Genomic DNA, 25,805 nt, shown 5'->3' with positions numbered 1-25,805 from the left:
CCATCACGGGGAAGGCGATCACCGCCGAAGCCCGACCCGCGTGTGTGCCGGGCGGCACACTTCATGGCGCGCCCCGCTGCTCACCCACCCCCGGCAGAGCCTGCCGTCGAGGAACCGGAAGGGTCGGCCCCCCGCGTTTCCGTGACACGCGTGGCGGCTTTTGGAGTTGCCGTAGGCGCCCCTTCGCCGCCAGATGACCGCGCCGCATTTCTGGGGTAAATTTCCTGTCAATAAGGGGGCTTAAGGCCGGAATCTATCATGTCATCCCAATTGCAACCGTCGCTCGCGGGCCTGACCGGCATGGCGCGTCGCCTGGTGTCCGAGGGCGTGCTGCCGGAGGCGGATGTCCGCAAGGCGGTCGCCGATTCGACCGAGAAGAAAGCCTCGCTGGCGGCCTGGCTGCTCGACCACGGGCTGGTCGAGAGCGCCCGGCTCACCCAGGTGGCCTCGGCCGAATTCGGCATGCCCATGATGGATGTGAGCGCGATCGCATCCTCGTCCATGCCGGTGAACCTGATCAGCGAAGCGCTGATGACCAAGCACCAGGCATTGCCGCTGTTCAAGCGCGGCAAGCGCCTGTTCGTGGGCATCGCCGACCCGATGCAGTCGCACGCGCTGGACGAGATCAAGTTCCACTCCAACTGCATGGTCGAGCCGATCCTGGTCGAGCGCGGCCAGTTGTCGCGCGCCATCGACGGGGCCCTCGCCGCGGTGAACGCAACGATGCCCGAGATGGGCAGCGACGAGTTCGACGAGCTGTCGCTGGAAGCGGGTGACGAGGATGCCGCCGACAGTACCGGTCATGACGCCACCGGCGGCGACGATGCGCCGGTGGTGAAGTTCGTCAACAAGATCCTGGTCGATGCGATCCGCCGCGGTGCCTCGGACATCCACTTCGAGCCGTTCGAGACCAACTTCCGCGTGCGCCTGCGCATGGATGGCATGCTCCGGCCGGTGGCCAATCCGCCGATGAAGATGGCCAGCCGCATCTCCTCGCGCCTGAAGGTGATGGCCGGCCTGGACATCGCCGAGCGCCGCGTGCCGCAGGACGGGCGCATCAAGCTGAACCTGTCCAAGAGCCGCTCGATGGACTTCCGCGTGAGCACCCTGCCCACGCTGTTCGGCGAGAAGATCGTGCTGCGTATCCTGGACAGCTCCTCGGCCAAGCTGGGCATCGACAAGCTCGGCTACGAGGAGAACCAGAAGAAGCTCTATCTGGACGCCATCCACAAGCCCTACGGCATGGTGCTGGTGACCGGTCCGACCGGTTCGGGCAAGACGGTGTCGCTGTATACCGCGCTCAATATCCTCAACACCCCCGAGCGAAATATTTCGACCGTGGAAGACCCGGTCGAAATCCGTGTCGAGGGCATCAACCAGGTCCAGCAGAACGTCAAGCGCGGCATGACCTTCGCCGCAGCGCTGCGCTCGTTCCTGCGCCAGGATCCGGACGTGATCATGGTCGGCGAAATCCGCGACCTGGAAACCGCCGAGATCGCGATCAAGGCGGCGCAGACCGGCCACATGGTGCTCTCCACCCTGCACACCAACGACGCGCCGCAGACGATCGCGCGCCTGATGAACATGGGCATCCCGCCCTACTCCATCACCTCGTCGGTGACGCTGGTGATCGCCCAGCGCCTGGCCCGCCGCCTGCACGACTGCAAGAAGCCGCAGAACCTGCCGCCGCACGTGCTGCTGGCCGCCGGCTTCAGCCAGGAAGACATTGATGCCGGCCTTACCCTTTACGAGGCAGTGGGCTGCGACCACTGCAACGAGGGCTACAAGGGTCGCGTGGGCCTCTACCAGGTCATGCCGATGACCGAGGACATCCAGAAGATCGTGCTGCAGGGCGGGAACGCGATGCAGATCGGAGAGGTCGCCCGCAGCATCGGCGTCAACGATCTGCGCGCATCGGCGCTGCTCAAGGTCAAGGCGGGCGTGACCAGCCTGGCCGAGATCGACCGTGTGACCAAGGATTGACCGGTTGCGCGGCGCCTTCAGGCTGATCGGTTTTTCCCGGGCGCGACGAGGAACGGACATGGCGGTCGCGCACAGGTGCGCTCCTACGGACGAGCGGCAGGACGGTACGAGCTCACCTGTGAGAGCCCTCCGGAAAATCGCCAAGTTGCGCGGAACGGCACGAAATAACTCGCCATATTTGGCATAAGCTTCACCGAAGATCGCCGCCTCGCGCGGCCATCGCGGATCGAACCATCGGGGGAATCGGGCATGGCTACGGCTAACGCACTCGCGAAGAACGCGAACCTGGGCGCCCAGCGCGCCGAGGTCAGCAGGTTGACCATGTACGACTGGGTCGCGCTGGACAAGCGCGGCAAGCGCATGAAGGGCGAAATGCCGGCGAAGAACGCCTCGCTGGTCAAGGCCGAGCTGCGCCGCCAGGGGATGAACCCGCAGACGGTGCGAGAGAAGGCCAAGCCGCTGTTCGGCTCGAGCGGAAGCTCGGTCAAGCCGCGCGACGTGGCAATCTTCAGCCGCCAGATCGCCACCATGATGGCTTCGGGCGTGCCTATGGTGCAGTCCTTCGAGATCATCGCCGGCGGCCAGAAGAACGTCCGCTTCAAGAACATGCTCACCGACGTCAAGCAGGGCATCGAGGGGGGTGCCTCGCTGCACGAGGCGCTGGGCAAGTACCCCGTCCAGTTCGACGAGCTTTACCGCAACCTGGTGCGCGCCGGCGAATCGGCCGGTGTGCTGGACACGGTGCTGGACACCGTGGCCACCTACAAGGAGCGGATGGAGAACATCAAGAGCAAGATCAAGAAGGCCCTGTTCTACCCCGTGATGGTGATGGCGGTGGCACTGCTGGTGAGCATGATCCTGCTGCTGTTCGTGGTGCCGGTGTTCGAGCAGACCTTCCGCGACGCGGGCGCCGAGCTGCCTGCGCCGACCCAGATCGTCATCTCCGCATCGCAATTCATGCAGCACTACTGGTGGGTGGTGATCGGCATCATCGTCGGCGGCATCGTGGCCATCGTGATGGCCAAGAAGCGCTCGGTGAAGTTCGCGCATTTCCTGGACCGCGTGCTGCTCAAGCTGCCGGTGATGGGCAACATCATGCGCCAGTCGGCCATCGCCCGCTTCGCGCGTACGCTCGGCGTCACCTTCCGGGCGGGCGTGCCGCTGGTGGAAGCACTGGACGCGGTGGCCGGGGCCACTGGCAGCATCGTCTATGGCGACGCGGTGCGGAGGATGCGCGACGACATCGCGGTCGGCCACCAGTTGCAGCTGTCGATGCGCCAGACCGGCCTGTTCCCGAACATGGTGGTTCAGATGACGGCCATCGGCGAGGAATCGGGTGCGCTGGACAACATGCTGTTCAAGGTGGCCGAGTTCTACGAGGAAGAGGTGAACACCGCCGTTGATACCCTGTCGACCCTGCTGGAACCGATCATCATGGTGATCCTCGGCGTGCTGGTCGGCGGCATGGTGGTCTCGCTGTACCTGCCGATCTTCAAGCTGGCCGGCACGGTGTAACCTTCGAATACCAAGCCCCTCTCCCGCCGGGAGGGGGGCTTTTTTTATTCTTGCCGCGAGGCGACCGCGCGCATCGCTCACTGCGCGCGCCGCCACGGACATGGGACTTGGATTCGCATGCTCGAACTTCCACTTTGGCTCTGGCTTGCCTTCGCCGGAATACTCGGCCTGCTGGTGGGCAGCTTCCTCAACGTGGTGATCCTGCGCCTTCCCGCACGGCTCGAGGCACAGTGGCGGCGCGAGGCAAGCGAAGAGCTGGCGCTGGACGTGCCCGGGGAGCCGCTGCCGCCGGGCATCGTGCGCGAGGCTTCGCACTGCCCGCACTGCAAGCATCCACTGTCGGCGGGAGACAACATCCCGCTGTTCGGCTGGCTGCTGCTGCGCGGGCGATGCCGCTATTGCCGCGAGCCGATCTCCGCCCAGTACCCGCTGGTGGAGTTGCTCAGTGGCGTGCTGAGCGTGCTGGTGGTGTGGAAATTCGGGCCGGGCTGGACGGCGCTGGCGGGGCTGGTGCTCACTTGGACGCTGATCGCGCTGGCCGGCATCGACTTCCGCACCCAGCTGCTGCCCGACCAGCTCACCTTGCCGTTGCTGTGGCTCGGCCTGCTGCTTTCGCTGCTGCCGATGTTCGTGTTGCCGGCACCGGCGATCCTGGGCGCGGCGCTGGGGTATGTGAGCCTGTGGAGCGTGTACTGGCTGTTCAAGCTGCTGACCGGCAAGGAAGGCATGGGCTACGGCGACTTCAAGCTGCTGGCGGCCTTGGGCGCGTGGATGGGCCCGGGTGCGTTGCTGCCGATCGTGCTGCTCTCCTCGCTGGTTGGCGCGGTCGTCGGTGGCCTCCTGATCGCCCTGCGCAGGCATGGCCGCGAGATGCCCATGCCATTCGGACCGTTCATTGCCATGGCCGGCTGGATCTGGTTCGTGGCTGGCGAGCCGCTGCTGCAGGGTTACCTGCACCTGACCGGATTGCGATGAGCGCGCGGCGTGCCTACGTGGTGGGACTGACCGGCGGCATCGCTGCCGGCAAGACCGCGGTGGCCCGTCGCTTCGAGGCGTTGGGCGTGCCGGTGCACGATGCGGACGTGGCGGCACGGGTGGTGGTCGAACCAGGCAGCGAAGGGCTGGCTGCGATCGTCGAGACTTTCGGGACCGGGGTGCTGGACGACCGGGGCCGCGTGGACCGCGCCGCCATGCGCCGGCGCGTCTTCGCGGATGCGACGGCCAAGCGCCAGCTGGAGAACATCATCCATCCGCGCGTACGCACGTGGCTGCGCGACCGGGCCTTGGCCGAGACCGCGCCCTACTGCCTGCTGGCCATTCCGCTGCTGGCCGAGAACATTGCCCACTACTGCTGGCTCGACCGCATTCTGCTGGTGGACGTACCCGAGTCCGTGCAACTGGAGCGGCTGATTTCCCGCGACGGCATCGACCGCGCCCTGGCCGAGCGCATGCTGGCCCAGCAGGCCAGCCGCGCCGAGCGCCTGGCGCTGGCCGACGACATCATCGACAACAGCAGCAGCGAAGCGGCGCTGGATGCGCACGTGGAGGCGTTGCACCGGCGCTACCTCGCGCTCGCCTCGACCTTGTAGGAGCGCGCCTGCGCGCGATTGCAACCGGCGTCCCGGAGAGTCGGTCGGGCATGGCGCCGGGAAAATCGTGACGCGGTTGTATGGCGGTCGCACGCAAGGTGCGCTCATGCCTGGATCAGGCCGTGCCCTGCACGGAGCGGAGGATCACACGATCGGCGGGCGCCAGCGTTTCCGGATCCACATTGCGGGGCAGTATCCAGCGCAAGGCCTGCCCTTCCACCGACCGCGGTGTTCCCTGCCACGCGATCAACCGCCAGGCGTCCAGCAGCAAGGCACGCTCGCCGTAGTTCCAGGGCACCTGGACCAGCGGCGCGGCACTGGCCAGGTCGACCGCGATGTCCAGCTCCTCGCGCAGTTCGCGCAGCAGCCCGTGGAGGGGAGACTCGCCCAGGTCCAGCTTGCCGCCGGGAAACTCCCACATTCCGGCCAGGTGCTTGCCCGGTGGCCGTTGCGCGAGCAACACGCGACCGGCCGGATCGATCAGCACGCCGGCCACCACGTGCATGACAGAGGCAACCAAGGGAATCAGGATTCGCGCACGTACTCGACCATGTCGAAGCTGTATTGGTGCTCCGCGTCGGCCTTGTGGTGGGTGCGCGCGACCTCGGTCCAGTCGCGCAGATGGATGCCCGGAAAGAAGGTGTCGGCGCCCTCGACGGCGGCACCCACCCAGGTCAGGTACATCCGCCGCGCCAGCGGCAGCGCCGCCGCATAGACTTCGCCGCCGCCGATCACCATCAGCCCGGTGCCGCCGGCGCGGGCCTGTGCCTCCTCCAGCGAGCGCACGACGACCTGACCCGGGAACGGCGCCTCGTGTCGCCGCGAGAGCACCAGGTTGTGCCTGTCCGGCAAGGCCCGGCCGATCGCCACCGCGGTGTTGTAGCCCATCAGCACGTACTTGCCGAGCGTCAGCTGCTTGAACCAGCGCAGGTCGTCCGGCAGGTGCCAGGGCAGTTGCCCCTTGCGGCCGATGGCGAAGTTCTCATCCAGTGCGGCGATCAGCGAAATGGACATCGGTGCTCCAGGGGCGAGTGGATGGTGCGACCGGCATGGGCGGCCGCCAGGGCAGGCCGCCATGCTCGGAGCCATTGTAGCCACTCGGAGGCAACGATCGGGCTCTCTACCCCTCCGTCACGGCAGAGCTGGCGGGTGCCCCGGCACCACGGCCGGTACCGCTGCGAAGCCTGCCGCAGGGCGCCGTAGCGGCAGGTCGCTGCGGAAAGATCCTAACCGCCGGAACTGTCGGAGGCGGACGGCGGGGTATCCGGGTCGTCGTCGTAGATCGCCACGTGCGGCACGCCATCGCCGCCGATCCAGCCTCGATACATGCCGTCGGTATTGAATGGCAAGGCGATGTGGCCTTTCGCGTCCAGCGCGATGGCGCCGCCGTTGCCGCCCATCGCCGGGATCTCCTGGTTGATCACCTCGGCGGCAGCGCGTTCCAGCGGCACGTGCATCAGCGACACGCGCATGCAGATCGCATGCGCCGCCACGGCACGGATGTAGAACTCGCCCCAGCCCGTGCCGGATACCGCGCAGTCCGCGTTGGCATAGGTGCCCGCCCCGATGATCGGGGAGTCGCCTACCCGGCCCCAGCGTTTGTCGGTCATGCCACCAGTCGACGTTCCCGCCGCGAGATGGCCCTGCGCATCCAGCGCCACGGCGCCGACGGTACCGAAATGCCTGGCCGTCTCTACATCCGAATGCGGTACCCCGTCGCGGTCTTCCTTGAGCGCCTTCTGCAGTTGCTGCCAGCGCTGTTCGGTACGGAAGTACGATGGATCGACCAGCGGCACGCCCACTTCCCGCGCAAATGCCTCGGCGCCGTCGCCCACCAGCATCACGTGCTGGGACTTCTCCAGCACCGCGCGCGCCAGCAGGATCGGGTTCTTCACCCGGTGCACGCCGGCGATGGCGCCCGCGCGCAGGGTGTTGCCGTCCATGATCGCGGCATCCAGCTCGTTGCGGCCGTCGTGGGTGAATACCGCGCCCTTGCCCGCGTTGAAATTGGGATCGTCCTCCAGCACGCTCAGCGCCGCGGTCACGCCGTCCAGCGCCGGTTTGCCCGCCTTGAGCTGGGCATAGCCGCTGAGGAGCGCGCGGGCGAGCGCCGCACGAGCCTCGTTTTCCCGTGCAGGGTTCAGGTCGCGTCGCATGACACCCGCCCCACCGTGGATGACCAGGACGGGCGTGGTGGTGGCGTGGCTCATGGCGGCGATCCCCAGTGCGGTCAGGGCGGCGAACACGCGCAGCGGCTTCACTTGGATGTCTCCCGGCAACGGCCACGGAGTATATCGAGCCGTCCCGTCGTCCCAAGCAAGCGCGGCCGCAGGGCCTCCGCGCGCTGCCGTCGAGCCATGACGACAGCGCGGGACAGCTACGGAAGCGGCTCGAAACGCGCGCGGGCTCCATCGAAAACAGCCCGGACGCCATCGGTCCGCGCGACCATCTGCAGTGCGGCAGCGGCGGGAACCTCCTGGAAGTCGAGCGCGATGGCGCGCTCGTCGAACACCTCGGGATTGACCAGCACAAGGCCCGCCTGCGCGGCGATCGCCTCGGCCACCTCGCGCGCGGCGGTGCCCCTGACCTTCATGGTGATGGCGCGCTCGCCCACGGCCGCGGCCGTGGCACTCGCCGGGCAGCCCAGCCGTGGCGTCACCCGCAGGGTGTACTGCACGTCGCGGCCGGGAATCGTGCCGGATGCTCGCAGCGGCTCATCCAGCGCCCCTTGCAGGCGGCTCTTCGCCGGCCGCGTGCCTGCCTGGTCGCGCACCGCCAGGTCGACGCTCACGCGCCGGTCGCCCACGGTGCGGGTGATGGCGTCCAGTTCGATTCCCCGGGTTGTTACGGTGGAGGTTTCGCCGGGCGCTCCGCACACCGCAAGATCGAGCGATCGCGCATGGCCGGCCCCGGTCCCGTCGCCGGACAGGATGAGCTGGATGTCGAGCTGGTACTGGCCCACGTCCGAGTCTTTGCGCGGCGTCGCCGTCGTGTTCATCGGAGCGCTGGTGGCGTAGACCGCGCCGGTGAACACGACGGCAATGGCGGCAGTGGCGATGAAGCCCATACGGCGGCGGGCGGAACCGGGGGTCGGCATCTTCAGCATGGCAATTCGCTCCGTGAGTGGATGGCGGGACGACCAACTGCAACCGAACGGCAACGCGCGCGCCGCGCCCGGCGTTTTCAACATGGCTTGGGCATAGCTGCGCCGACAACCGCGCTCGCGCAGCACGGCGGCGTCGCAGGCCAGCTCCTGGTCCTGGCGAAGGGCGGCAAGTGCCCACCAGGCCAACGGATGGAACCAGAGCACCGAAGCGAGCAACTGCGCGAGCAGGTTGCACCAGCCGTCGCGACGGCGGGCATGCATGGCCTCATGCGCGAGGACCAGCGACTGCTCGGTTCCAGCATAACGCGTTTCGAAATCGGCCGGTACCACGATGCGCGGCCGCCAGGCGCCGACGAGCGCGGGACCGGCATCCACCGTCGTTGCCCGCAACACGGGCCAGGGCAACGAGACGCCGGCGAGCGGCACGGCACCCCGCAGCCGGTGGCAGTAGCGGGCTTGTGCCAGGGCGGCGCGCATCAGGCCCGCAACCAGGCCCGACACCCAGATCCAGGTCAGCGCACCGGCCCAGTCGACGCTCACCGTGCGCACGCCGGACCATGCAGCGGAACCCGACACCGCTACCCACGCGGTGTCCGCCCATGCCCCGCTGCTGGCGACCGGTGCGTGCGGGAGCTGGCTGCCCAGCATCGCCAGCGGCGGCAGCCCCCACAGCAGGAAGGCGCTCTCGGCACCGAACCACCGCCGGCAAGGCCGCCGCAGCAGCGCCACGCAGGCCAGCGCCACGGTACATGCGACGAGCAGCAGCCAGCCGCAAGTGGACCAGTCCGTCTCAGCGTTCATCGTCCAGCTCCTCCAGCAGCCGGCGCAGCTCCGCCACGTCCTTGCGGGTGAGCTTGCGCTGCTCGGAGAAGTGCGCAACCAGCGGAGCGACACGGCCACCGAACAGGCGGTCGAGCAACCCCTTGCTCTCCTGGGAGACGTACTTCTCGCGGCTGAGCAGCGGCGTATAGAGATAGCGGCGTCCCTCCCGCTCGGCCTTGACCGCCGACTTCTTCAGCAGACGGTTGAGCAACGACTTGACGGTGCCTTCCTGCCAGCCCTGGCGGGGGCCGACTTCGGCGAGGATCTCTTCGGCACTTCTTGGCGCCTGCTGCCAGAGCACTTCCATGACAATGGCTTCGGCTTCGCTGATGGCCATGGGACGACTCCATTTACGCGTGTAATCGAATATATGTTTACGCTCGTAAACGCGTGAGTCAAGGCCTTCGTGCGGAACGAGTGCCACTGGGCCCGCTGTCCTGCGCTGTCGCCACCGCGAGGATGTGCGGACGCACACCGCTGTCGCGGGCGAAGGCGATGGACACGCCGAAGGAGGTGATCCGGCGGGGCTTGCGACCTTGGTACGACGCGGGGTACCTGCGTTCCATCGTATCCTTGGCAGCTGACTCTCCATCCGGAAGGCATTGCTATGGACAAGGTGTACGCAAGCGCGAAGGCGGCTCTCGATGGCCTGCTGTTCGACGACATGACGATCGCCGCCGGCGGTTTCGGCCTGTGCGGCATCCCCGAGAACCTGATCGGCGCGCTGCTGGAGGCCGGTACCAAGGGGCTGACCATCGTCGGCAACAATGCCGGCGTGGACGATTTCGGCATGGGTCCGCTGCTGAAGACCCACCAGGTCAAGCGCGTGTACGCCTCCTACGTGGGCGAGAACAAGGAGTTCGAGCGCCAGGTGCTCTCCGGCGAGCTGGAACTGCACCTGACCCCGCAGGGCACCCTGGCCGAGAAGCTGCGCGCCGGCGGCGCCGGCATCCCGGGCTTCTACACGCGCACCGCGTTCGGCACCAAGCTCGCCGAGGGCAAGGAAACCAAGCTCTTCGACGGCAAGGAGTACGTGCTGGAGGAGGCGATCCACGCCGACGTTTCCATCGTCAAGGCGTGGAAGGGCGATCGCCTGGGCAACCTGGTGTTCCGCGAGACGGCGCGCAACTTCAATCCGATGATCGCCACCTGCGGCAAGGTCTGCGTGGCCGAGGTCGAGCACCTGGTCGAGGTGGGCGAGCTCGATCCGAACAACATCCACGTGCCGGGCATCTACGTCGACCGCATCGTGCAGGGCGCGAAGTACGAGAAGCGCATCGAGTTCCGCACCGTCGCCGGCGCCAATACCGGCAAGGAAAACCCGACCCGCTCGGCGATGGCCCGGCGTGCGGCCAAGGAGCTGCGCGACGGCTTCTACGTGAACCTCGGCATCGGCATCCCGACGCTGGTGGCCAACTACATCCCCGAGGGCATGGACGTGATCCTGCAATCGGAAAACGGCCTGCTCGGCATCGGCCCGTTCCCGACCGAGGACAACGTCGATCCGGACCTGATCAACGCCGGCAAGCAGACCATCACCACCCTGCCCGGCTCGGCCTTCTTCTCCAGTGCCGATTCGTTCGCGATGATCCGCGGCGGGCATATCGACCTGTCGATCCTGGGCGGGCTGGAAGTCTCGGCCACCGGCGACCTGGCCAACTGGATGGTGCCGGGCAAGATGGTCAAGGGGCCGGGCGGCGCGATGGATCTGGTCAGCGGCGTCAAGCGCGTGGTGGTGCTGATGGAGCACACCGCCAAGGACGGTTCACCCAAGATCAAGCGCCAATGCGACCTGCCGCTGACCGGCAAGGAAGTGGTGGACCTGATCATCACCGACCTGGCCGTGTTCGAGGTCGAGAAGGGCAAGGGCCTGACCCTGGTCGAGCTCAACGAAGGCGTGACGCTCGACGAGGTCAAGGCCAAGACGGGCTGCGACTTCAAGGTGTCGCCCTCGCTGAACGGCTGAGCACACGCCCTGCAGGAGAGCCCTTGGGCGCGAGCGCCATCCGGGCCGCGCCCAGGACGCTTCGCATGGAGCGCTTTCTGGTCGCGCACAGGTGCGCTCCTAACTGTCTGTCCGCTCAGGCCGGCAGCGTTTCCGGAAAGCGGATGCTGGCGATGTGCTCGCAGCCGTCGCGGGTCTGCAGTTCGAGCGGCCAGTGGAAGCGCTCGCTGATGCGCTGGGCGATCGCCAGCTCGAAACCGTGACGGTCGATGGCCGGCGCCTCGTCCACCCGGTTGGAGACCGCCACCGCGCCGGGCAGCACGGTGATCACGATCGTGCCGTGGTCGGCCTGCTGGCTGGCGTTGCGGATCAGTTGCCAGCACAGCACCATGAACACGCGCGGCGAGGCGCGTAGCGCGAAACGCGCCGGTTCCTCGATCCTGAGGTCGACCGCGCGGCCCTCGAGCATCTGGCGCAGGTCGTCCATGCCCTTGTGCAGCACGTCGTTGACGACGAACTCCTCCTCGCCCGCGCCTACGTCCCCCTCCCGCGCCAGGATCAGCAACGCCTCGATCAGCGCCTCCATCTCGCGCGTGGCGCGCTGGATGCGCTTGACCGAACGCACGCCGAACTTGCTGAGCTCGGACTCGTCCGAAAGCATGTCGGCGGACATCTTGATCACCGTGAGCGGGCTGCGCAGCTCGTGGCTGGCGTCACGGGTGAAGTTGCGCTCGCGCTGGTTGTAGCCAGCGATGCGCGTGGCAAAACCGTGCAGCCCGCGCGCGAGCGTCACCACGTCGGCATCGGCCTGGTCGGACAGGCGCGTGGGGGCCAGCGCGTCCACGTTGGGTTCCTCGTCCCAGGCGTCGATCACGCGCGCAAGCCGGTCGACCGGCCGCCACTCGCGCCGTGCCGCCAGCCACGCCAGGGCGCTGATGACGGCGAGCAGCACCACCACCGCCGCCAGCGGCGCGACCTCGTACAGGCCCAGCATGACGCAGATGACCACGCCGACCAGATGCAGGCCGAAGATGAGCGCAAGCCGGCGGTGGAATGCACCGGCCTGCCTCCGTCCCCCGCCCTGTTTCCGTGGCAATCCCCTGTCCATACCTGTTGTTGCGATGTCCACCCCGCTCGATCAGGCGGTGGCCGTGGCCACTTCCGTTTCCAGATCGGCCAGGCGATAGCCGGCCGAATGGATCGTGTGCAGCAGCGGCCGGTCGAACGGCTTGTCGATCACCCGGCGCAGGTTGTACAGGTGCGAGCGCAGGGTGTCGGAGTCGGGCAGCGTGTCGCCCCAGATCTCCCGCTCGATGTCGCGACGACTGACCACGCGGGGCGATTCGCGCATCAGGATCGCGAGCAGCTTCAGGCCGATCGGCGAAACGGTCAGCTCCTGCCCGCCTCGGGTCAGGCGCAGGGTGGCGGTGTCGAGCGTCATGTCGCCGACGGTAAGCACTTCGGAGGACACCTGGCGGCGGTCGCGACGGATCAGCGCGCGCAGGCGCGCTTCCAGCTCGCGCACCTCGAAAGGCTTGACCAGATAGTCGTCCGCCCCGGCCTCGAGGCCGATCAGCTTGTCCTCAAGCGTGTCGCGCGCAGTGAGCATGAGCACGGGAGTGGACTTCTTGGCGTCCTTGCGCAGCTTGCGGCACACGTCCAGGCCATCCATGCCCGGCAGCATCAGGTCCAGCACGATGACGTCGTAGCTGTTGGACACGGCCAGATGCAGACCGCTGACGCCATCGGCGGCATAGTCCACCGAGTAGCCACGTCGCTCCAGGAATTCCCCAACCATTTCAGCAATTTGCCGGTTGTCCTCGACCAGCAGTATCAAGCCGGACTGTTCGTCGCGCAGGCTCATGGTCCCTCCGTTGGTGGTTTTCACAAATGTGAAGAGCTAACGATCCGACGGGTGACAGCAACGTGAATTTTTTAAGGCGTGATTCAGAAGGCGTTCCGGTGCCCGGGGCCGTTGGCAAGCCGAGGCCCGGTCAGTGCAGCAACGGTGCCAGTTGAGCCCACACGGTGGCAAATACGGCCGGCTCCCCGGCGGCCGTGGGATGCAGCCCATCGGCCTGCATCAGCGCGGGGTCAAGCGCCACTTTTTCCAGCAGGAAGGGCACCAGGGCCGTGCGTTTGCGACGCGCGAGATCGGCGTATACGCCCCGCAAGGCGTCGCGGTAGCGTGGACCGTAGTTCACCGGCAGTTCGATACCGATCAGCAGCACCCTGGCATGCGCCTGCCGTGCCATGTCGATCATCGCGGCGAGGTTGCGTTCCACCGCATCCAGCGGCAGGCCGCGAAGGCCATCGTTGGCGCCCAGTTCCAGCACCAGCACGTCCGGCTGGTACGCCTCCAGCAGCTTCGGCAGATGATTGCGTCCGCTCAGCGTGGTTTCGCCGCTGATGCTGGCATTGACCACGCGCCAGGGCGGCTCCATCTTGCCCAGGCGTACTTCCAGCAGATGCACCCAGCCCTGGTCGGCGGCGATGTTGTGCGCGGCCGACAGCGAATCGCCCAGCACGAGCACTGTTTTCGGCGCGGCCGCCAGTGCGGTGCCGCTCCATCCCATCCACAGCATGGCAAGCAACGCAAGGACTCGACGCATGAGTGAATCTTCCCGACCGCTTCTGGAGGCCCGCGATGTTAGCAAGACGGTGCGCGGACCCGAGGGCAGGCTGGACATCCTGGCCAACGTGAGCCTTTCGGTACACGCTGGCGAGAGCTTCGCCATCGTCGGCGCGTCCGGCTCTGGCAAGACCACCCTGCTCGGCCTGCTGGCCGGGCTGGACTTGCCCAGCGCCGGCACCATCCACCTGGACGGCCATGCGCTGCAGGCGATGGACGAGGAGGCGCGCGCGGACCTGCGCCGGCGTCTGGTCGGCTTCGTGTTCCAGTCCTTCCACTTGCTTCCGGCTCTCACCGCGGAGGAGAACGTGATGCTGCCACTGGAGCTGGAAGGCCGCGACGATGCACGCGAGCGGGCGCACGAGGCGCTCGATGCGGTGGGCCTGCACGCGCGCCGGCGGCACTATCCCGCGCAGCTGTCCGGCGGAGAGCAGCAGCGCGTGGCGATCGCTCGGGCGTTCGTGCACCGTCCGCGCGTACTGTTCGCCGACGAACCCACCGGCAATCTCGACCAACGCACCGGGCGGCACGTCGCCGACCTGTTGTTCGCACTCAACCGCGACCATCGCACCACGCTCGTGCTGGTCACGCACGACGCGCAACTGGCCGCGCGCTGCAGCCGGGGCGTGGAACTGACCGAGGGCCGCGTCACCGCGCCGGCGGCCGCGCAATGAGCGGCCGCCAGGTCGCGGGAGCGTGCTCGATGCGTAATCACCATACGCGACCCGCGACGGGTCGCGCACAGGCCGGCCTATCGGGAAGCGCCACATGAAGCTGCTGCGGCTTGCCCTGCGCACCCTGCGCCGGGAATGGCACCTCCCCGAACTGCGCACGCTGGCCGCCTCCTTGCTGCTGGCAGTCGTGGCACTGGGCGTGGTGGCCACGCTCGCCAGCCGCGTCGAGCGCGGGCTGCTCGCCAGCGCCGCGGAGCTCATCGGCGGCGACGCCGGCCTGTCGGCGCCGCAGGCATTGCCGCCAGCCTATGCCGATGAAGCCCGCCAGCGCGGACTGGCGCTGACCCGCAGCGCCGGCTTCCCCAGCGTGGCCTTCGCCGGCGAGCGCGGCCAGTTGCTTGACGTGGACGCCGTCGATGGCGCCTGGCCGCTGCGCGGCACGCTGGAACTGGCCGCGCATGGAAGCTCCTCCGCGGGTCACGGTCCGGCCGTCGGTACGGTGTACCTGGACCACCGCGCGCTGGTCGCCCTCGGCCTGGGGGTGGGCGACCGGGTGCAGATCGGCGGCTCCGAGCTGACCATCGCGGCCGAACTGGTGAGCCAGCCCGATGGCGGCGAGCTGGTGGCGATGGCGCCGCGCGCGCTGATGAACCTGGCCGACGCGCAGCGCGCCGGCCTGCTCGGCGTGGGCAGCCGCGCGCGCCATCGCCTGCTCGTCGCCGGAACCCCGGCGGCCGTCGGCCAATGGCTGGACTGGGTCAGGCGCCGCAGCCTGCCCCAGGGCGCGGACCTGGTGACGCCGGAACAGACCCAGGAACGCATGCGCAACGCCTTCGACCGCGCCGGCGCATTCCTGCGCCTGACCGCCATGCTTTCGGCGCTGCTGGCCGGCGTGGCGATCGCCCTGGCCGCACAGCGCTACGCGCGGCGCAAGACGCCGGAGATCGCGCTGCTGCGCGCGCTGGGAACCGCCCGATCGCGCGTGCTCGCCCTGCTGCTGGCAACCCTGGGCGCACTCGCACTGCCGGCGGCCCTGCTTGGCGTGCTGGTGTCGTGGGGGCTGGCCGAAGGTGCCTGGCGACTGGCTGGCGCCACGTTCGTGCACGTACCCACCACCGTGCCGCTGCTGCCGGCGCTGGGCGCGGCGGCGATGGGCTTGGCCGTGCTGGCCGGTTTCGCACTGCCGCCGCTGGCGCGGCTGGCGGAGGTGCCACCGGTGGCCGTATTCCGCGCCAGCATGGAGCGGCGCGTGCGTCGGGTGGATGCGCTCTACCTGGTGCCCGCACTGGTCGCACTTGCGCTGATCTGGAGCCAGAGCGACTCGGCGAAGCTGGCCGGCATCCTGGCCGTCAGCCTGCTCGGCGTGGCCCTGCTTGCGGCCCTCCTTGCGCTGGTGCTGCTGTGGTTCGCGCGGCGCATCGCTCCGGGCGCCCATCCGGCGCTGCGGCTGGGCCTGGCCGCGCTGGCGCGGCGGCGCGGCCTGAGTACGGTGCAGGCGACGGCGCTCAGTCTCGGCCTGGTCGCGCTGCTGCTGCTTGCCGTGGTCGCCCCGGCGTTGCTGGAAGGCTGGCGCCGCGAGCTGCCGCCGGACACGCCCAACTGGTTCGTGCTCAACCTGCAGGACGACCAGCGTGCCGATTTCACCCGGCGCCTGGAAGAACTGCGCGCACAGAAAATCAACATGCTGCCGCTGGCGGTGGGCAAGCTGAGTGCGATCAACGGCACGCCGGTGGACAAGCTGCACTTCGCCGACCCGCGCGCCAAGGAGTGGGTCGACCGCCAGCTGCGCCTGTCCTGGACCGGCACGTTGCCGCCGTCCAACCAGGTCATTGCCGGCCGCTGGGCGGGCGCCAGCCCGCCGCGCGCGGAAGTCTCGGTGGACACGATGTGGCGCGACATGTTCGCACTGAAGATCGGTGACCGCATGCGCTTCGACGTCGGCGAAGGCACGCTGGAGGCGACCGTCGGCAGCGTGCGCCAGGTCGACTGGAGCTCGTTCCGGGTGAACTTCTTCCTGCTGCTGGACCCGGCCCACGCGAGCGACCTGCCGCATACCTGGCTGGCCAGCTTCTACCTGCCGCGCGGGCACGCCCAGGCGCTGGCCAGGCTGTCGCGCGACTTCAGCAACCTCAGCCTGGTCGACGTGGATGCGCTGCTGGACCGCGTGCGCGAGATCGTCGACCAGGTCGGCGGCGCGGTGCGCTGGGTGCTCGGATTCAGCCTGCTCGCCGGCGCTCTGGTGCTGGCCGCGGCACTGGCCACCAGTGCGGCCGAGCGCCGGCACGAGGCCGCGCTGCTGCGCACGCTGGGTGCGCGCCGTGGCCAGCTCCGGCTGGCGGCGGCCTGTGAGTTCGCGCTGCTTGGCCTGATCGCCGGGCTCACTGCCGCGATCGGCGCGGCCGGCGCCGGCTGGTGGCTGGGGCGCGCGGTGTTCCGGCTGGACGAATTCGTGCCGCCGCTGTGGCCGTTGCTCGGCGCCGCTCTGGCCGCCGCCGTGGTGATCATGCTGCTGGGCCTGGCGGGCACCCGGCGGGTCGCGCGCACTTCGCCGATGCGGCTGTTGCGGGAGCAGTGAATGGAATCCAGACTGGTGATCCCAACGGAGGGAAGCACATGAGCGAGCAGAAGACCGCGCCCGACCAGGACCGCCGCGCCATGGCCACCGGAACCAGCATCGGGATGGGCTCCGGCATGGCCATCGGCGTGGCCATTGGCCTTGCACTGGGCAACCTTGCGCTAGGTATCGGTATCGGCATCGCAGTGGGTGCCGGCCTGGGTACCTCGCTGGCTGCAGCCCGTGTCACTGCACGCAAGCGCAGGAACCGCGGCCGGCACGACTGAGCCGCCCTTACCGACAGCCTGGAGAGCATCGTGTACACCCTCTACTACGCCCCGGGCACCGCCAGCATGGTGGTGCACCTGGCGCTGCTCGAAACGGGCGCGCCGCACGAACTCAGGCTGGTCGACCTGGACGCCGGGGCGCAGCGCGGGCCGGACTATCTCAGGCTCAACCCGCGCGGCGTGGTGCCCACGCTGGTAGTCGACGGCAAGCCGCTGAGCGAGTCGGCCGCGCTGCTGATGCTGCTGGCCGAGCGCCACCCCGAGTCGCCGCTGGCGCCGCCACCGGGTACGCCGGAGCGGGCGGCGTGGTACCAGTGGATCGTCTACCTCAGCAATACGCTGATGTCCGCCTACCGCTTCTGGTTCTACCCGCAGGAACTGGATGAAACGCCCGCCGTGCGCGCTGCCCTGAAGCGCCGGATCGAAGGCGTGTGGGACCTGCTCGATGCGCATCTGGCCGCACACGGCCCGTACCTGCTTGGCGAGCGCTTCTCCGGCGCGGATCTGCTGCTGACCATGCTGATGCGCTGGTCGCGCAACATGCCGCGCCCGGCGACCGAGTGGCCGGCATTGAAGCGGCTGGCCGATCTGGTGCGCGCACGACCGAGCTGGAAGCGCTTGTACGAGGTCGAAGGCCTGCGCGAGTGGTAGGTTGCCCGAATCGATGACTGACCATCGCTGGCTGAAGCGGCTCCGGGCCGAGTGGCTGCTGTTCGCCTTCGCCCTGCTCACGCTGGTGCTTGCGATCGTCGACCCGCAGCCGACCGCTGCCTGGCAGCGCTGGCTGCAGGGGCCGACCCTGGCCGGCCTGGCCGGACTGCTGATCGCCATCCAGGGCATCCGCGACAGCGCGCTCGTGCAGCACGCAGCTGCGCTGCTGGTCGCGCGCACGCACTCGCTGCGCGGCCTGGGCCTGCTGCTGGTGAGCACTGCGGCGCTGTTGTCCATGGTGCTGACCAACGACGTGAGCCTGTTCGTGCTGGTACCGCTGACCGTGGCCATCGGCGGGCTCTCCAACCTGCCGGTATTGCGCATGGTGGTGCTGGAGGCCCTGGCGGTGAATGCGGGCTCGACGCTCAGCCCGATCGGCAACCCGCAGAACCTGCTGTTGTGGCAACACGGACAGTTGCCGTTCCTGGGCTTCGCCTGGGCCATGCTGCCGGTGGCCGCGGTGATGTTCGCCATGGTGGCGACGCTGACGTGGGCATGGCTGCCGCGCGAACGGGTGGCACTGGCGACGGGGACACTCGACGGACAGGCGGTGGTACGCGGCCTGGCCATGTTGTCGACGGTCGCGTTGGTGGCAATGGTGGTGCTGATGGAGTACGGCCACGCGGCCTTCGGCGCCGGCGCACTGTTGCTGGTGTTCGCGCTCGTCGCACCGCGCAGCCTGGCGCAGGTGGACTGGCTGCTGCTGCTCACCTTCGCCGCGATCTTCCTCGGGCTTGGCCACCTGGCCGAGCTGCCGGTGGTCGACGCGGCGCTGGACCGGCTGGATTTCAGCCGGCCGCTCACGCTCTACCTGGGAGGCATCCTTGCCTCGCAGCTGGCCAGCAACGTGCCGGCAACCGTGCTGCTGCTCGACCGCGCGCACGACCCCATCGCGCTCGCGGTCGCAGTGAACGTGGGCGGCTACGGACTGGCGATCGGCTCGCTGGCCAACCTCATCGCCCTGCGGCTGGCTCGCCAGCCGCACGGGTTGCGCGAGTTGCACCGGGTATCGGTGCCGTTCCTGCTGGTGTGCGCGCCACTGGTGTACCTGGTGTGGCGGTGGCTGGGGTAGGCGTTTACCTGCGCCGGATCGCCATGCATCAGCGCACCCCTGCGCGACCTGCGGCATGGCGGCCGCGCACGGGGGCGCTCCCGCGAAAGGTCAGTCGTCGTCGCCGGGCACGTCCACCCTGCCCTTGACGTTGTTGTGACTGACATCGCCACTGCCCTTGGCGCCGAGACTGAGGTCGCCACCGACGCCGTCGACGTCGAGGTCGCCCGAGCCGAGCGTGTCGGCATGCACGCTGCCGCGCACGTTGCGCAGGGTCACGTCACCCGAGCCGATGCTGCCCACGCGCGCGTCGCCTTCGATGCCGCTGGCAGTGAAGTCACCGGAGCCGACCGAGCCGAGGTCAAGGCTGCCCACGTCGCGCGCCTCCACGTCGCCCGATCCCACGCCGGTGGCGAAGCGGCCCGCTACGTTGCGGACGTGCAGGTCGCCCGAGCCGACGCGGCTGTCGAGCTGCGCGACGCCGCTGACTTCGGCATCGCCCGAACCCACGTCGACCGTCAGCGGCAGGCTGGCCGGGAGCTCGACCGTGACGTCAAGGCCCGCCTCGCCGCTGCCGAACCAGTGAAAGCCACGATCGTTGCCGAGTTCGAGGATGAGCTGGTCGCCCTCGCGGCGCTGGGTGACGACCAACCGGTCGAGCATGTCGCGGTCGGATGCACACGCGCGACCGCGCACGTCGAGCTTGCGCGCATCGGCCCGGCCGGTCACGTGCAGATCGAAGCTGTGCACCTCGATCTGCACGGTACGCACACCGGCCAGGTCGAGGCTCATGTTGCGCGGTGCCTCGAAGGCACAGCGATCGGCTGCATGGCCGGCCAGCGGCGCGAGCAACAAGAGGGAAGCGAGAATGCGACGCATGGGAGACTCCGCCTGGCTGAATGGACTCCCCTTGGATGCATCCGGCACCCGCAGGGTTGCAGTCAACCGGGCGCGCGGGGTCGCGTTTCCGGAACACCCTCCTGCGGAGCTCCACCCATGGCACCTCGCATCCTGCTCGTCCCCGCCCTCGCCCTGCTGCTGGCCAGTCCCCTGGCCCTGTCGCAGGACACGCCGCCCGCGGCGCCCGCGCCACAGGCCCGCACCCTGCCTGCACCCGCCCATGGTCCGGTAGGCCAGGACATGCACCGCATGCACAGCCGCCCCGGCATGGGCGAAGGCATGCATCGGATGCGTATGGAACACGGCCCAGGCATGGGCGCCATGGCCGACCTGCACGCGCTCGAGCGACTTTACCGCCAGGCTGGACGTGAAAAGGAACTGGCCGGCATCTACAACGAAGTCCTGGCCAAGTCGCAGGACCCGCACCTGCGCACCCACGCCTACCACGGCCTTGCCCGCCTGCAGGCAAAACCGGCCAATGTCGACCAGGCCATCGCCACGCTGCGCAAGAGCCTGTCCGAGAACCTCGCCAACGAGGCCAGGATGCGCGCCGAGCGCGAGCGCATGCGTGCGCAGTGGCAGCAGGCGAAGACGCCGGCGGCGAAGTAGCCCTGCCGCGGCTGTCGGGCGATGCCTTCCGTCGTTTGCGCCCGAAGCATCGCCTGCAGCACGGAAGCAATGCCGGTCATCGGCCCGTGCAACAGTCTGCCAACGGCATTGGCCGGCCCTTGCATGGCCCGGGCGGGGTCGTGCACAAGGTTACGATTCGGCGGCCTTGGCTCGCTGCCAGAGGGATTCCTGTTCGGAAAGGCTCCGCTCGGCGAACGGCCGGCCTTCCGCGGCAGCCAGCGATTCCATCTGGCGGAAGCGCCGCTCGAATTTCGCATTGGCGCGACGCAGCGCACGTGAGAAATCGACGCCCGCATGACGGGCCAGGTTGGCGGTGACGAACAGCACGTCGCCGATCTCGTCCTCCAGCCGCCCGACATCGGCGCCGGCGGCGAATTCGGCGCGGACCTCGTCCACCTCCTCGGCGAGCTTGTCGAGCACCGGACCGGGTTCGCGCCACTCGAAGCCCACGCTTGCGGCGCGCTGTTGCAGCTTGCTCGCGCGCCTCCACTCCGGCAGGCCGCGCGAGATGCCGGCCAGCGCGCTGGTGTCGTGCAGCTGGCCGCGTTCGGCGCGCTCGGCCGCCTTGATGGCCTCCCAGGCGCGCGCCTGCGCTTCGACGCTGTCGTAGCGATCCTCGCCGAAGACGTGAGGGTGGCGCCGTCGCATCTTGTCGGCAATCCCGTGCGCGACGTCGGCGAAGTCGAACAACCCCCGCTCGCTGGCCATCTGCGCATGGAACACGACCTGCAGCAGCAGGTCGCCCAACTCCTCGCGCAGGTCGTCGAAGTCGTCGCGGTCGATGGCATCGGCGACCTCGTAGGCTTCCTCCAGGGTGTAGGGCGCGATCGTGGCGAAGTCCTGCTGCAGGTCCCACGGGCAGCCACGCTGGGGATCACGCAGGCGGGCCATGATCCCGAGCAGATCGTCGAGCGTGTAGCGATCCGCCATTCGTCAGGCCGGCCTCGCCCTGCCCAGCCGCGCCTTCCACTCCACCGAACGATCGCCCACGGCGATGAACTCCGGGTTGAGCACCGATTCCTTGGTGTTGTATTGCAGCGGCTCGCCCGCGAGGTCGAGCACCGCGCCGCCGGCCTGTTCCAGCACGCACTGGGCGGCGGCGGTGTCCCATTCGCTGGTCGGTCCCAGCCGCAGGTAGAGGTCGGCGACGGCGCGCGCGATCAGGCAGAACTTCAGTGAAGAGCCCATCGGGAACGGCTGATAGGGCGTGCCCAGCAGCGCGTCGAGGAAATCGTGCGTGTCGTTGCCGTGCGAGCGGCTGCCGGCCACCACCGCAGGAGCGGCCAGGGCACGCACTCCGATCGGCTGCCACTGCCCGTTGGCGTGCTGCTGCAACCATGCGCCCTGGCCCTCGGCCGCGGCGTACAACTCACCGGTGACCGGGGCCAGCACGACGCCGAGCACCGGCCGGTGATCCTCGATCAGGGCGATGTTGACGGTGAATTCGCCGTTGCGCTTGACGAACTCGCGGGTGCCGTCGAGCGGGTCGATCAGCCAGTAGCGCGACCAGCTGCGGCGCTGTTCCCACGGGGCGGCGCGCGCCTCCTCCGACAGCATCGGCAGATCTGGCGCGATGCGCGCCAGGCCGGCCGCGATCACGCGCTGGGCGGCGAGATCGGCGGCGGTGAGCGGCGAGGCATCGTCCTTGTGCTCGACCGCGAATTCGTCGCGATAGATCGCGAGAATGGCATTGCCCGCCTCGCGCGCGATCGCGCTCACCTCGGCCAGCAGGCCGGTTTCCGGGGCGGTCGCGCTCATGGCTGGAAGCGCCCGGCAAGGTACTCGCGCGCCATGAACAGGGCGGCGATCGAGCGTCCTTCGGTCACGTCGTCACGGCCGATCAGGGTGTGCAGTTCGGAAAGCTTCCATGGGACCACATCCAACTCCTCGGGTTCGTCGCCGGGCAGGCGTTCGGGGTAGAGATCCTGTGCCAGCACCACGTGCGCCATATGCGTCATGTAGCCGGGCGAAAGCGACAGGTTGTGCAGGATCTTCAGGCGCTTGGCGCCATAGCCGACCTCCTCCTTGAGCTCGCGGTCGGCGCCCTGCTCGGCGGTCTCGTCCTGGTCGAGCCGCCCCTTGGGCAGCGAGAGTTCGTAGCGGCCCACACCGGCGCCGTACTCGCGGATCAGCAGCACCGTGTCGTCGTCGAGCATGGGGACGATGATCACCGCGCCCAGGCCGCTGGCACGCAGTCGCTCGTAGGTGCGCTTCTCGCCGTTAGAGAATTCGAGATCCAGCTGCTCGACGCGCAGGAAGCGGCTGTCGACGCATTCGCGGGTGGCGTGGACGATCGGTGGCTTGCGCATCAGGCCATTCTAGCCCGTGCTTTCATGATGCAGGCGTGCAAGCGCCTGGGCGTGGATGGCCGGCGTGCCGGCCAGCACACTGGCGGTTTCCAGGGACGGTGCGCTGCCTTCCAGATCGGTGAACACGCCGCCGGCCTCGCGCACGATGACCGCCAGCGCAGCGACGTCCAGGATGTTCACGTCCGACTCGATCACGAGGTCCAGCCCACCCCGCGCGAGCAGGTGGTAGTGGCAGAAATCGCCGTAGCCCCGGATGCGGCTGCTGTCGCGGATCAGCGCGCCGAGGGCGTCCCAGCGCGCGTCGGCCGTGAGCGACTTGACGTTGCCGATCGAGAGCGACGCCTGGGACATGGCGTCGATGGGTGCCACTTGCACCCGTTCGCCGTCGAGCCAGGCGCCCGCACCGTGTCGCGCCCACATGGTCTCGCCGTAGATGGGCGCGCTGGAAACGCCCAGCACCAGCTCCCCCCGGTCCATCAGTGCGATCTGGGTGGAAAAGAACGGCGTGCGGCGCACGAAGCTCTTGGTCCCGTCGAGCGGGTCGACCAGCCACAACAGGCCGTCGCGCGCGCCCTCGATGCCGTATTCCTCGCCGTAGATCGCCGCCTGCGGCAACGCCCGGGCAAGCAACGCGCGGATCGCCTGCTCGGCTTCGCGATCGGCGACGGTGACCGGCGTGGCGTCGGCCTTCCACTCGACCGACACGCCGCGGTTCCAGTAGTGGCGGATGATCTCGCCCGCGGCCGCCGCGGCTTCGCGCGCGGCGGCCAGGGCCTGTTCGGGCTCGTAACTCATGGCGCGGCTTCCGGCGTGGCCGCGGCCAGGCCGCCGCGGCGATGAAGGCGGACGGTGCCGTCCGCATCCGGCCGGCCCAGGCGGGCCAGCCAGTGGCGCAGTGCCGGGTCGGCGGTGCGCGGTTGCAACAGCAGGTCCAGGCGCCAGCCCAGGGGACTCGCCTGCCAGTGGCCTTCGGCGCGCAGCGGCCCGTTGTTCTGGTCGTGCAATCGGCCGGTCAGCACGCCGTTGGTCCCGTCGATATCCATGCGGAAATCGCCGAGCGACACGGTCTGCCTCCGCGTCAGCACGGACGCGCCGTGCCAGTGCACCTGACCTTCGAGTTCGACCGGCCAGTTCGCCTGCAGCACGGCGCGGCGCAACTCCATCGTCAGCGTTCCACGCGGCGTACCCAGTGGCGAATCGAAACGGGGTGCCCAGACCGCCGGATCGGCCCGCAACGCCACGTCGGTCCAGATCGCACGGCCGTCGCCATCGCGCCGCAGGTGGCCACTGGCGGTGAGTCCGGGCCCGTCCAATCGCAGCTGCAGGTCCAGCCGCCCCCACAGCAGAGCCCGCGAAAGCCGCCACTGCAGGTGCCCCAGCGGGTGGCCATCCAGGCCGCGCAGTTCCCGTGCCCCGCCGTTCCAGACCAGCCCGTGCACACCCTCGAGCCCGAGGCCGTGCAGGCGCGACTGGACGAATGGAGCCACCCAGCGTGCCGGCAGCAACAACACCAGCATGACGACGAGCAGCAGCAGGATGGCGACGGTCAGCCAGGCGGCGCGCGAGCGTTTCACTTTGGTCCTCGATCTTGAGCGGCCACGCCGCAACGCCGATCATAGCGGGATGGACGCCCCCTCCCCCGACACGCCGGCCATGGCCGGCAACGCCGCGCTGGCCGCGCGCGATCTCAGGCACGTGTGGCACCCCTGCACGCAAATGCACGACCACGAGCACATCCCGATGGTGCCGATCGTGCGCGGGGAGGGCGCGTGGCTGTTCGATGCCGACGGACGCCGCTACCTGGATGGCGTCAGTTCCTGGTGGACCAACATCTTCGGCCATGCGAACCCGCGCCTGGCCGCGGCGCTGGCCGACCAGGCGCAGCGGCTGGAGCACGTGATCTTCGCCGGTTTCACCCATGAGCCGGCGATCGCTCTGGCCGAGGAGCTCGTGCGCGTCGCGCCGCCGGGACTGGAGCGCGTGTTCTACGCCGACATCGGTTCCGCCGCGGTCGAGGTGGCGCTCAAGATGAGCTTCCACTACTGGCTCAACCAGGGACACGGCGAGAAGACGCGCTTCATCGCGCTGACCGGCAGCTATCACGGCGAGACGCTGGGCGCGCTGTCGGTCAGCGACGTGGCGCTGTATCGCAAGACCTATGCACCCTTGTTGCTGACGCCGATCCTGGCGCCTTCGCCGGACGCCTACGAAGGCGAGCCGGGAGAGACGCCGGCCCAGGTCGCGGCCCGACGGCTGGACGAACTGCGCGCCCTGCTCGAACGCCACGCACATGAAACCTGCGCGGTGATCGTCGAGCCGCTGGTGCAATGCGCCGGCGGCATGCGCATGTACCACCCCGATTACCTGGCCGGCCTGCGTCGGCTGTGCGACGAGTTCGCCGTGCACTTCATCGCCGACGAGATCGCGGTCGGCTTCGGCCGCACCGGGACGCTGTTCGCCTGCGAGCAGGCGTGTCCCGAGCCTGGTCGAAGGGCTGGCGTGGCCCCGGATTTCATGTGTCTGTCCAAGGGATTGACCGGCGGCACCTTGCCGCTCGCGGCGGTGCTCACGACCGAGGCCGTTTACGCGGCCTTCTATGCCGAATACAACGCCGGCAAGGCCTTCCTGCATTCGCACAGCTACACCGGCAACCCGCTGGCCTGTCGCGTGGCGCTGGAGACGCTGGCGATCTTCCGCGACGAACCGGTGCTGGAACGCAATCGCGCGCTGGCCGCGCACCTGGGGAAAAGGCTCGCGCCGCTGCGCGACCACCCGAACGTGGCCGACGTGCGCCAGACCGGCATGATCGCCGCGGTCGAGCTGGTCGCCGACAAGCGCACGCGCAGGCCATGGCCCTCGACCGAACGGCGCGGCATGCGCGTCTACCTGCACGGACTGGAGAACCAGGCGCTGCTGCGGCCGCTGGGCAACGTGGTGTACTTCATGCCGCCGTATGTCGTCACCACGGGGGATATCGACCACCTGGTGGACGTGGCCATCGCCGGCATCGCGCGCGCGGTGGCGTGACCATTCCACGGCGCGGCCGCCCGTACGCGGGCCGCTGACCCGCCATTGCCAGCCGCCCACTGCCAGGACC

General features: G+C 68.8%; 26 protein-coding genes and 1 pseudogene. 13 read left to right on the top strand and 14 right to left on the bottom strand.

Going from position 1 to position 25,805, the window contains the following annotated elements; genetic code table 11:
* The first annotated feature begins 258 nt into the window (after nt 1–258).
* From pilB to coaE, 4 genes are all read left to right on the top strand, one after another.
* Nucleotides 259–1,983 (top strand): type IV-A pilus assembly ATPase PilB, encoded by a 1,725-nt coding sequence (gene pilB, locus LQ771_RS03760; protein WP_231351042.1) that lies wholly within the window; start codon nt 259–261, stop codon nt 1,981–1,983.
* A 249-nt stretch (nt 1,984–2,232) separates the two neighbouring features.
* Complete coding sequence (locus tag LQ771_RS03755) at nt 2,233–3,498, top strand: type II secretion system F family protein (RefSeq protein WP_275045647.1); 1,266 nt, start codon at nt 2,233–2,235, stop codon at nt 3,496–3,498.
* 117 nt (nt 3,499–3,615) lie between these two features.
* The gene (locus tag LQ771_RS03750; RefSeq protein ID WP_231351041.1) at nt 3,616–4,473 is read left to right on the top strand and encodes a prepilin peptidase; all 858 of its coding nucleotides are present in this window, start codon (nt 3,616–3,618) and stop codon (nt 4,471–4,473) included.
* Nucleotides 4,470–5,087, top strand: a complete 618-nt coding sequence (gene coaE, locus LQ771_RS03745; RefSeq protein WP_231351040.1) for a dephospho-CoA kinase — start codon at nt 4,470–4,472, stop codon at nt 5,085–5,087. The genes LQ771_RS03750 and coaE overlap by 4 nt, the downstream gene beginning before the upstream one ends.
* A gap of 115 nt (nt 5,088–5,202) precedes the next feature.
* Here coaE and LQ771_RS03740 read toward each other — a convergent pair whose 3' ends face one another.
* The 5 genes from LQ771_RS03740 to LQ771_RS03720 all read right to left on the bottom strand — a co-directional run bounded on the left by LQ771_RS03740 (nt 5,203) and on the right by LQ771_RS03720 (nt 9,352).
* Complete coding sequence (locus tag LQ771_RS03740; protein WP_231351039.1) at nt 5,203–5,592, bottom strand: NUDIX domain-containing protein; 390 nt, start codon at nt 5,590–5,592, stop codon at nt 5,203–5,205.
* 20 nt (nt 5,593–5,612) lie between these two features.
* Entirely contained in the window at nt 5,613–6,101 is a 489-nt protein-coding gene (locus LQ771_RS03735; protein WP_231351038.1) for a dihydrofolate reductase, read from the bottom strand.
* Between the two features lie 212 nt (nt 6,102–6,313).
* A complete protein-coding gene (locus LQ771_RS03730) occupies nt 6,314–7,297 on the bottom strand; it encodes an isoaspartyl peptidase/L-asparaginase family protein (protein WP_231351845.1) in 984 nt (327 codons plus the stop codon).
* A gap of 167 nt (nt 7,298–7,464) precedes the next feature.
* A complete protein-coding gene (locus tag LQ771_RS03725; RefSeq protein WP_231351037.1) occupies nt 7,465–8,994 on the bottom strand; it encodes a M56 family metallopeptidase in 1,530 nt (509 codons plus the stop codon).
* Nucleotides 8,984–9,352 (bottom strand): BlaI/MecI/CopY family transcriptional regulator, encoded by a 369-nt coding sequence (locus LQ771_RS03720; protein ID WP_231351036.1) that lies wholly within the window; start codon nt 9,350–9,352, stop codon nt 8,984–8,986. The genes LQ771_RS03725 and LQ771_RS03720 overlap by 11 nt, the downstream gene beginning before the upstream one ends.
* 270 nt (nt 9,353–9,622) lie before the next feature.
* Between LQ771_RS03720 and LQ771_RS03715 the strand changes: the two are divergent.
* Both LQ771_RS03715 and LQ771_RS03710 read left to right on the top strand, forming a co-directional pair.
* Nucleotides 9,623–10,258, top strand: a pseudogene (locus LQ771_RS03715) (CoA transferase subunit A); the annotation flags it as partial.
* Between the two features lie 93 nt (nt 10,259–10,351).
* Nucleotides 10,352–10,981, top strand: a complete 630-nt coding sequence (locus LQ771_RS03710) for a CoA transferase subunit B (RefSeq protein ID WP_231351844.1) — start codon at nt 10,352–10,354, stop codon at nt 10,979–10,981.
* Between the two features lie 115 nt (nt 10,982–11,096).
* On the opposite strand, the gene LQ771_RS03705 is transcribed toward LQ771_RS03710, so the two are convergent.
* From LQ771_RS03705 to LQ771_RS03695, 3 genes are all read right to left on the bottom strand, one after another.
* Nucleotides 11,097–12,056 (bottom strand): sensor histidine kinase, encoded by a 960-nt coding sequence (locus LQ771_RS03705; RefSeq protein WP_231351035.1) that lies wholly within the window; start codon nt 12,054–12,056, stop codon nt 11,097–11,099.
* A 42-nt stretch (nt 12,057–12,098) separates the two neighbouring features.
* Nucleotides 12,099–12,824 (bottom strand): response regulator transcription factor, encoded by a 726-nt coding sequence (locus LQ771_RS03700; protein ID WP_209619864.1) that lies wholly within the window; start codon nt 12,822–12,824, stop codon nt 12,099–12,101.
* A 130-nt stretch (nt 12,825–12,954) separates the two neighbouring features.
* Nucleotides 12,955–13,572, bottom strand: a complete 618-nt coding sequence (locus LQ771_RS03695; RefSeq protein WP_275045646.1) for an arylesterase — start codon at nt 13,570–13,572, stop codon at nt 12,955–12,957.
* Here LQ771_RS03695 and LQ771_RS03690 point away from each other — a divergent pair.
* The 5 genes from LQ771_RS03690 to LQ771_RS03670 all read left to right on the top strand — a co-directional run bounded on the left by LQ771_RS03690 (nt 13,571) and on the right by LQ771_RS03670 (nt 18,890).
* A complete protein-coding gene (locus LQ771_RS03690; protein WP_231351034.1) occupies nt 13,571–14,266 on the top strand; it encodes an ABC transporter ATP-binding protein in 696 nt (231 codons plus the stop codon). The genes LQ771_RS03695 and LQ771_RS03690 overlap by 2 nt on opposite strands.
* 94 nt (nt 14,267–14,360) lie before the next feature.
* Nucleotides 14,361–16,841, top strand: a complete 2,481-nt coding sequence (locus LQ771_RS03685; protein WP_231351033.1) for an ABC transporter permease — start codon at nt 14,361–14,363, stop codon at nt 16,839–16,841.
* A gap of 38 nt (nt 16,842–16,879) precedes the next feature.
* Nucleotides 16,880–17,107, top strand: a complete 228-nt coding sequence (locus LQ771_RS03680) for a hypothetical protein (RefSeq protein WP_231351032.1) — start codon at nt 16,880–16,882, stop codon at nt 17,105–17,107.
* Between the two features lie 27 nt (nt 17,108–17,134).
* A complete protein-coding gene (locus LQ771_RS03675; RefSeq protein WP_231351842.1) occupies nt 17,135–17,758 on the top strand; it encodes a glutathione S-transferase family protein in 624 nt (207 codons plus the stop codon).
* A gap of 13 nt (nt 17,759–17,771) precedes the next feature.
* Nucleotides 17,772–18,890: an SLC13 family permease gene (locus LQ771_RS03670; RefSeq protein WP_231351031.1), complete on the top strand. Its 1,119-nt coding sequence runs from the start codon at nt 17,772–17,774 to the stop codon at nt 18,888–18,890.
* Between the two features lie 90 nt (nt 18,891–18,980).
* On the opposite strand, the gene LQ771_RS03665 is transcribed toward LQ771_RS03670, so the two are convergent.
* Nucleotides 18,981–19,748 carry a GIN domain-containing protein gene (locus LQ771_RS03665; protein WP_231351030.1) on the bottom strand — a complete coding sequence of 256 codons (768 nt, stop codon included), beginning with the start codon at nt 19,746–19,748 and terminating at the stop codon, nt 18,981–18,983.
* Between the two features lie 117 nt (nt 19,749–19,865).
* Here LQ771_RS03665 and LQ771_RS03660 point away from each other — a divergent pair, with 117 nt between their 5' ends.
* Nucleotides 19,866–20,378 (top strand): tetratricopeptide repeat protein, encoded by a 513-nt coding sequence (locus tag LQ771_RS03660; RefSeq protein WP_231351029.1) that lies wholly within the window; start codon nt 19,866–19,868, stop codon nt 20,376–20,378.
* A gap of 150 nt (nt 20,379–20,528) precedes the next feature.
* Here the strand turns inward: LQ771_RS03660 and mazG are convergent, their stop codons facing one another.
* The 5 genes from mazG to LQ771_RS03635 are packed head-to-tail and all read right to left on the bottom strand — an operon-like array spanning nt 20,529 to nt 24,282.
* Nucleotides 20,529–21,329 (bottom strand): nucleoside triphosphate pyrophosphohydrolase, encoded by an 801-nt coding sequence (mazG, locus tag LQ771_RS03655; RefSeq protein ID WP_231351028.1) that lies wholly within the window; start codon nt 21,327–21,329, stop codon nt 20,529–20,531.
* 3 nt (nt 21,330–21,332) lie between these two features.
* Nucleotides 21,333–22,157: a 3'(2'),5'-bisphosphate nucleotidase CysQ gene (cysQ, locus tag LQ771_RS03650; RefSeq protein WP_231351027.1), complete on the bottom strand. Its 825-nt coding sequence runs from the start codon at nt 22,155–22,157 to the stop codon at nt 21,333–21,335.
* A complete protein-coding gene (gene nudE / locus LQ771_RS03645; protein WP_231351026.1) occupies nt 22,154–22,708 on the bottom strand; it encodes an ADP compounds hydrolase NudE in 555 nt (184 codons plus the stop codon). Before nudE ends, cysQ begins: the two co-directional genes overlap by 4 nt.
* 9 nt (nt 22,709–22,717) lie before the next feature.
* Entirely contained in the window at nt 22,718–23,503 is a 786-nt protein-coding gene (locus tag LQ771_RS03640) for an inositol monophosphatase family protein (RefSeq protein WP_231351025.1), read from the bottom strand.
* Complete coding sequence (locus LQ771_RS03635) at nt 23,500–24,282, bottom strand: type II secretion system protein N (protein ID WP_231351024.1); 783 nt, start codon at nt 24,280–24,282, stop codon at nt 23,500–23,502. The genes LQ771_RS03640 and LQ771_RS03635 overlap by 4 nt, the downstream gene beginning before the upstream one ends.
* A gap of 49 nt (nt 24,283–24,331) precedes the next feature.
* Between LQ771_RS03635 and LQ771_RS03630 the strand changes: the two genes are divergently transcribed.
* Complete coding sequence (locus LQ771_RS03630; RefSeq protein WP_231351023.1) at nt 24,332–25,735, top strand: adenosylmethionine--8-amino-7-oxononanoate transaminase; 1,404 nt, start codon at nt 24,332–24,334, stop codon at nt 25,733–25,735.
* Nucleotides 25,736–25,805: the final 70 nt, after the last annotated feature.

It is taken from the genome of Frateuria soli (assembly GCF_021117385.1).
Classification (GTDB): domain Bacteria; phylum Pseudomonadota; class Gammaproteobacteria; order Xanthomonadales; family Rhodanobacteraceae; genus Frateuria_A; species Frateuria_A soli.
Note: the sequence above shows the minus strand (reverse complement) of the source record. Positions and strands in the feature narration are given on the sequence as shown.

Bases quoted from the DNA above. Each gene is read 5' to 3' on its own strand.
- pilB (WP_231351042.1), top strand. From the start codon at position 259: ATGTCATCCCAATTGCAACCGTCGCTCGCGGGCCTGACCGGCATGGCG.
- LQ771_RS03755 (WP_275045647.1), top strand. From the start codon at position 2,233: ATGGCTACGGCTAACGCACTCGCGAAGAACGCGAACCTGGGCGCCCAG.
- LQ771_RS03750 (WP_231351041.1), top strand. From the start codon at position 3,616: ATGCTCGAACTTCCACTTTGGCTCTGGCTTGCCTTCGCCGGAATACTC.
- coaE (WP_231351040.1), top strand. From the start codon at position 4,470: ATGAGCGCGCGGCGTGCCTACGTGGTGGGACTGACCGGCGGCATCGCT.
- LQ771_RS03740 (WP_231351039.1), bottom strand. From the start codon at position 5,592: ATGCACGTGGTGGCCGGCGTGCTGATCGATCCGGCCGGTCGCGTGTTG.
- LQ771_RS03735 (WP_231351038.1), bottom strand. From the start codon at position 6,101: ATGTCCATTTCGCTGATCGCCGCACTGGATGAGAACTTCGCCATCGGC.
- LQ771_RS03730 (WP_231351845.1), bottom strand. From the start codon at position 7,297: ATGAGCCACGCCACCACCACGCCCGTCCTGGTCATCCACGGTGGGGCG.
- LQ771_RS03725 (WP_231351037.1), bottom strand. From the start codon at position 8,994: ATGAACGCTGAGACGGACTGGTCCACTTGCGGCTGGCTGCTGCTCGTC.
- LQ771_RS03720 (WP_231351036.1), bottom strand. From the start codon at position 9,352: ATGGCCATCAGCGAAGCCGAAGCCATTGTCATGGAAGTGCTCTGGCAG.
- LQ771_RS03710 (WP_231351844.1), top strand. From the start codon at position 10,352: ATGGCCCGGCGTGCGGCCAAGGAGCTGCGCGACGGCTTCTACGTGAAC.
- LQ771_RS03700 (WP_209619864.1), bottom strand. From the start codon at position 12,824: ATGAGCCTGCGCGACGAACAGTCCGGCTTGATACTGCTGGTCGAGGAC.
- LQ771_RS03690 (WP_231351034.1), top strand. From the start codon at position 13,571: ATGAGTGAATCTTCCCGACCGCTTCTGGAGGCCCGCGATGTTAGCAAG.
- LQ771_RS03695 (WP_275045646.1), bottom strand. From the start codon at position 13,572: ATGCGTCGAGTCCTTGCGTTGCTTGCCATGCTGTGGATGGGATGGAGC.
- LQ771_RS03685 (WP_231351033.1), top strand. From the start codon at position 14,361: ATGAAGCTGCTGCGGCTTGCCCTGCGCACCCTGCGCCGGGAATGGCAC.
- LQ771_RS03680 (WP_231351032.1), top strand. From the start codon at position 16,880: ATGAGCGAGCAGAAGACCGCGCCCGACCAGGACCGCCGCGCCATGGCC.
- LQ771_RS03670 (WP_231351031.1), top strand. From the start codon at position 17,772: ATGACTGACCATCGCTGGCTGAAGCGGCTCCGGGCCGAGTGGCTGCTG.
- LQ771_RS03665 (WP_231351030.1), bottom strand. From the start codon at position 19,748: ATGCGTCGCATTCTCGCTTCCCTCTTGTTGCTCGCGCCGCTGGCCGGC.
- LQ771_RS03660 (WP_231351029.1), top strand. From the start codon at position 19,866: ATGGCACCTCGCATCCTGCTCGTCCCCGCCCTCGCCCTGCTGCTGGCC.
- mazG (WP_231351028.1), bottom strand. From the start codon at position 21,329: ATGGCGGATCGCTACACGCTCGACGATCTGCTCGGGATCATGGCCCGC.
- cysQ (WP_231351027.1), bottom strand. From the start codon at position 22,157: ATGAGCGCGACCGCCCCGGAAACCGGCCTGCTGGCCGAGGTGAGCGCG.
- nudE (WP_231351026.1), bottom strand. From the start codon at position 22,708: ATGCGCAAGCCACCGATCGTCCACGCCACCCGCGAATGCGTCGACAGC.
- LQ771_RS03640 (WP_231351025.1), bottom strand. From the start codon at position 23,503: ATGAGTTACGAGCCCGAACAGGCCCTGGCCGCCGCGCGCGAAGCCGCG.
- LQ771_RS03630 (WP_231351023.1), top strand. From the start codon at position 24,332: ATGGACGCCCCCTCCCCCGACACGCCGGCCATGGCCGGCAACGCCGCG.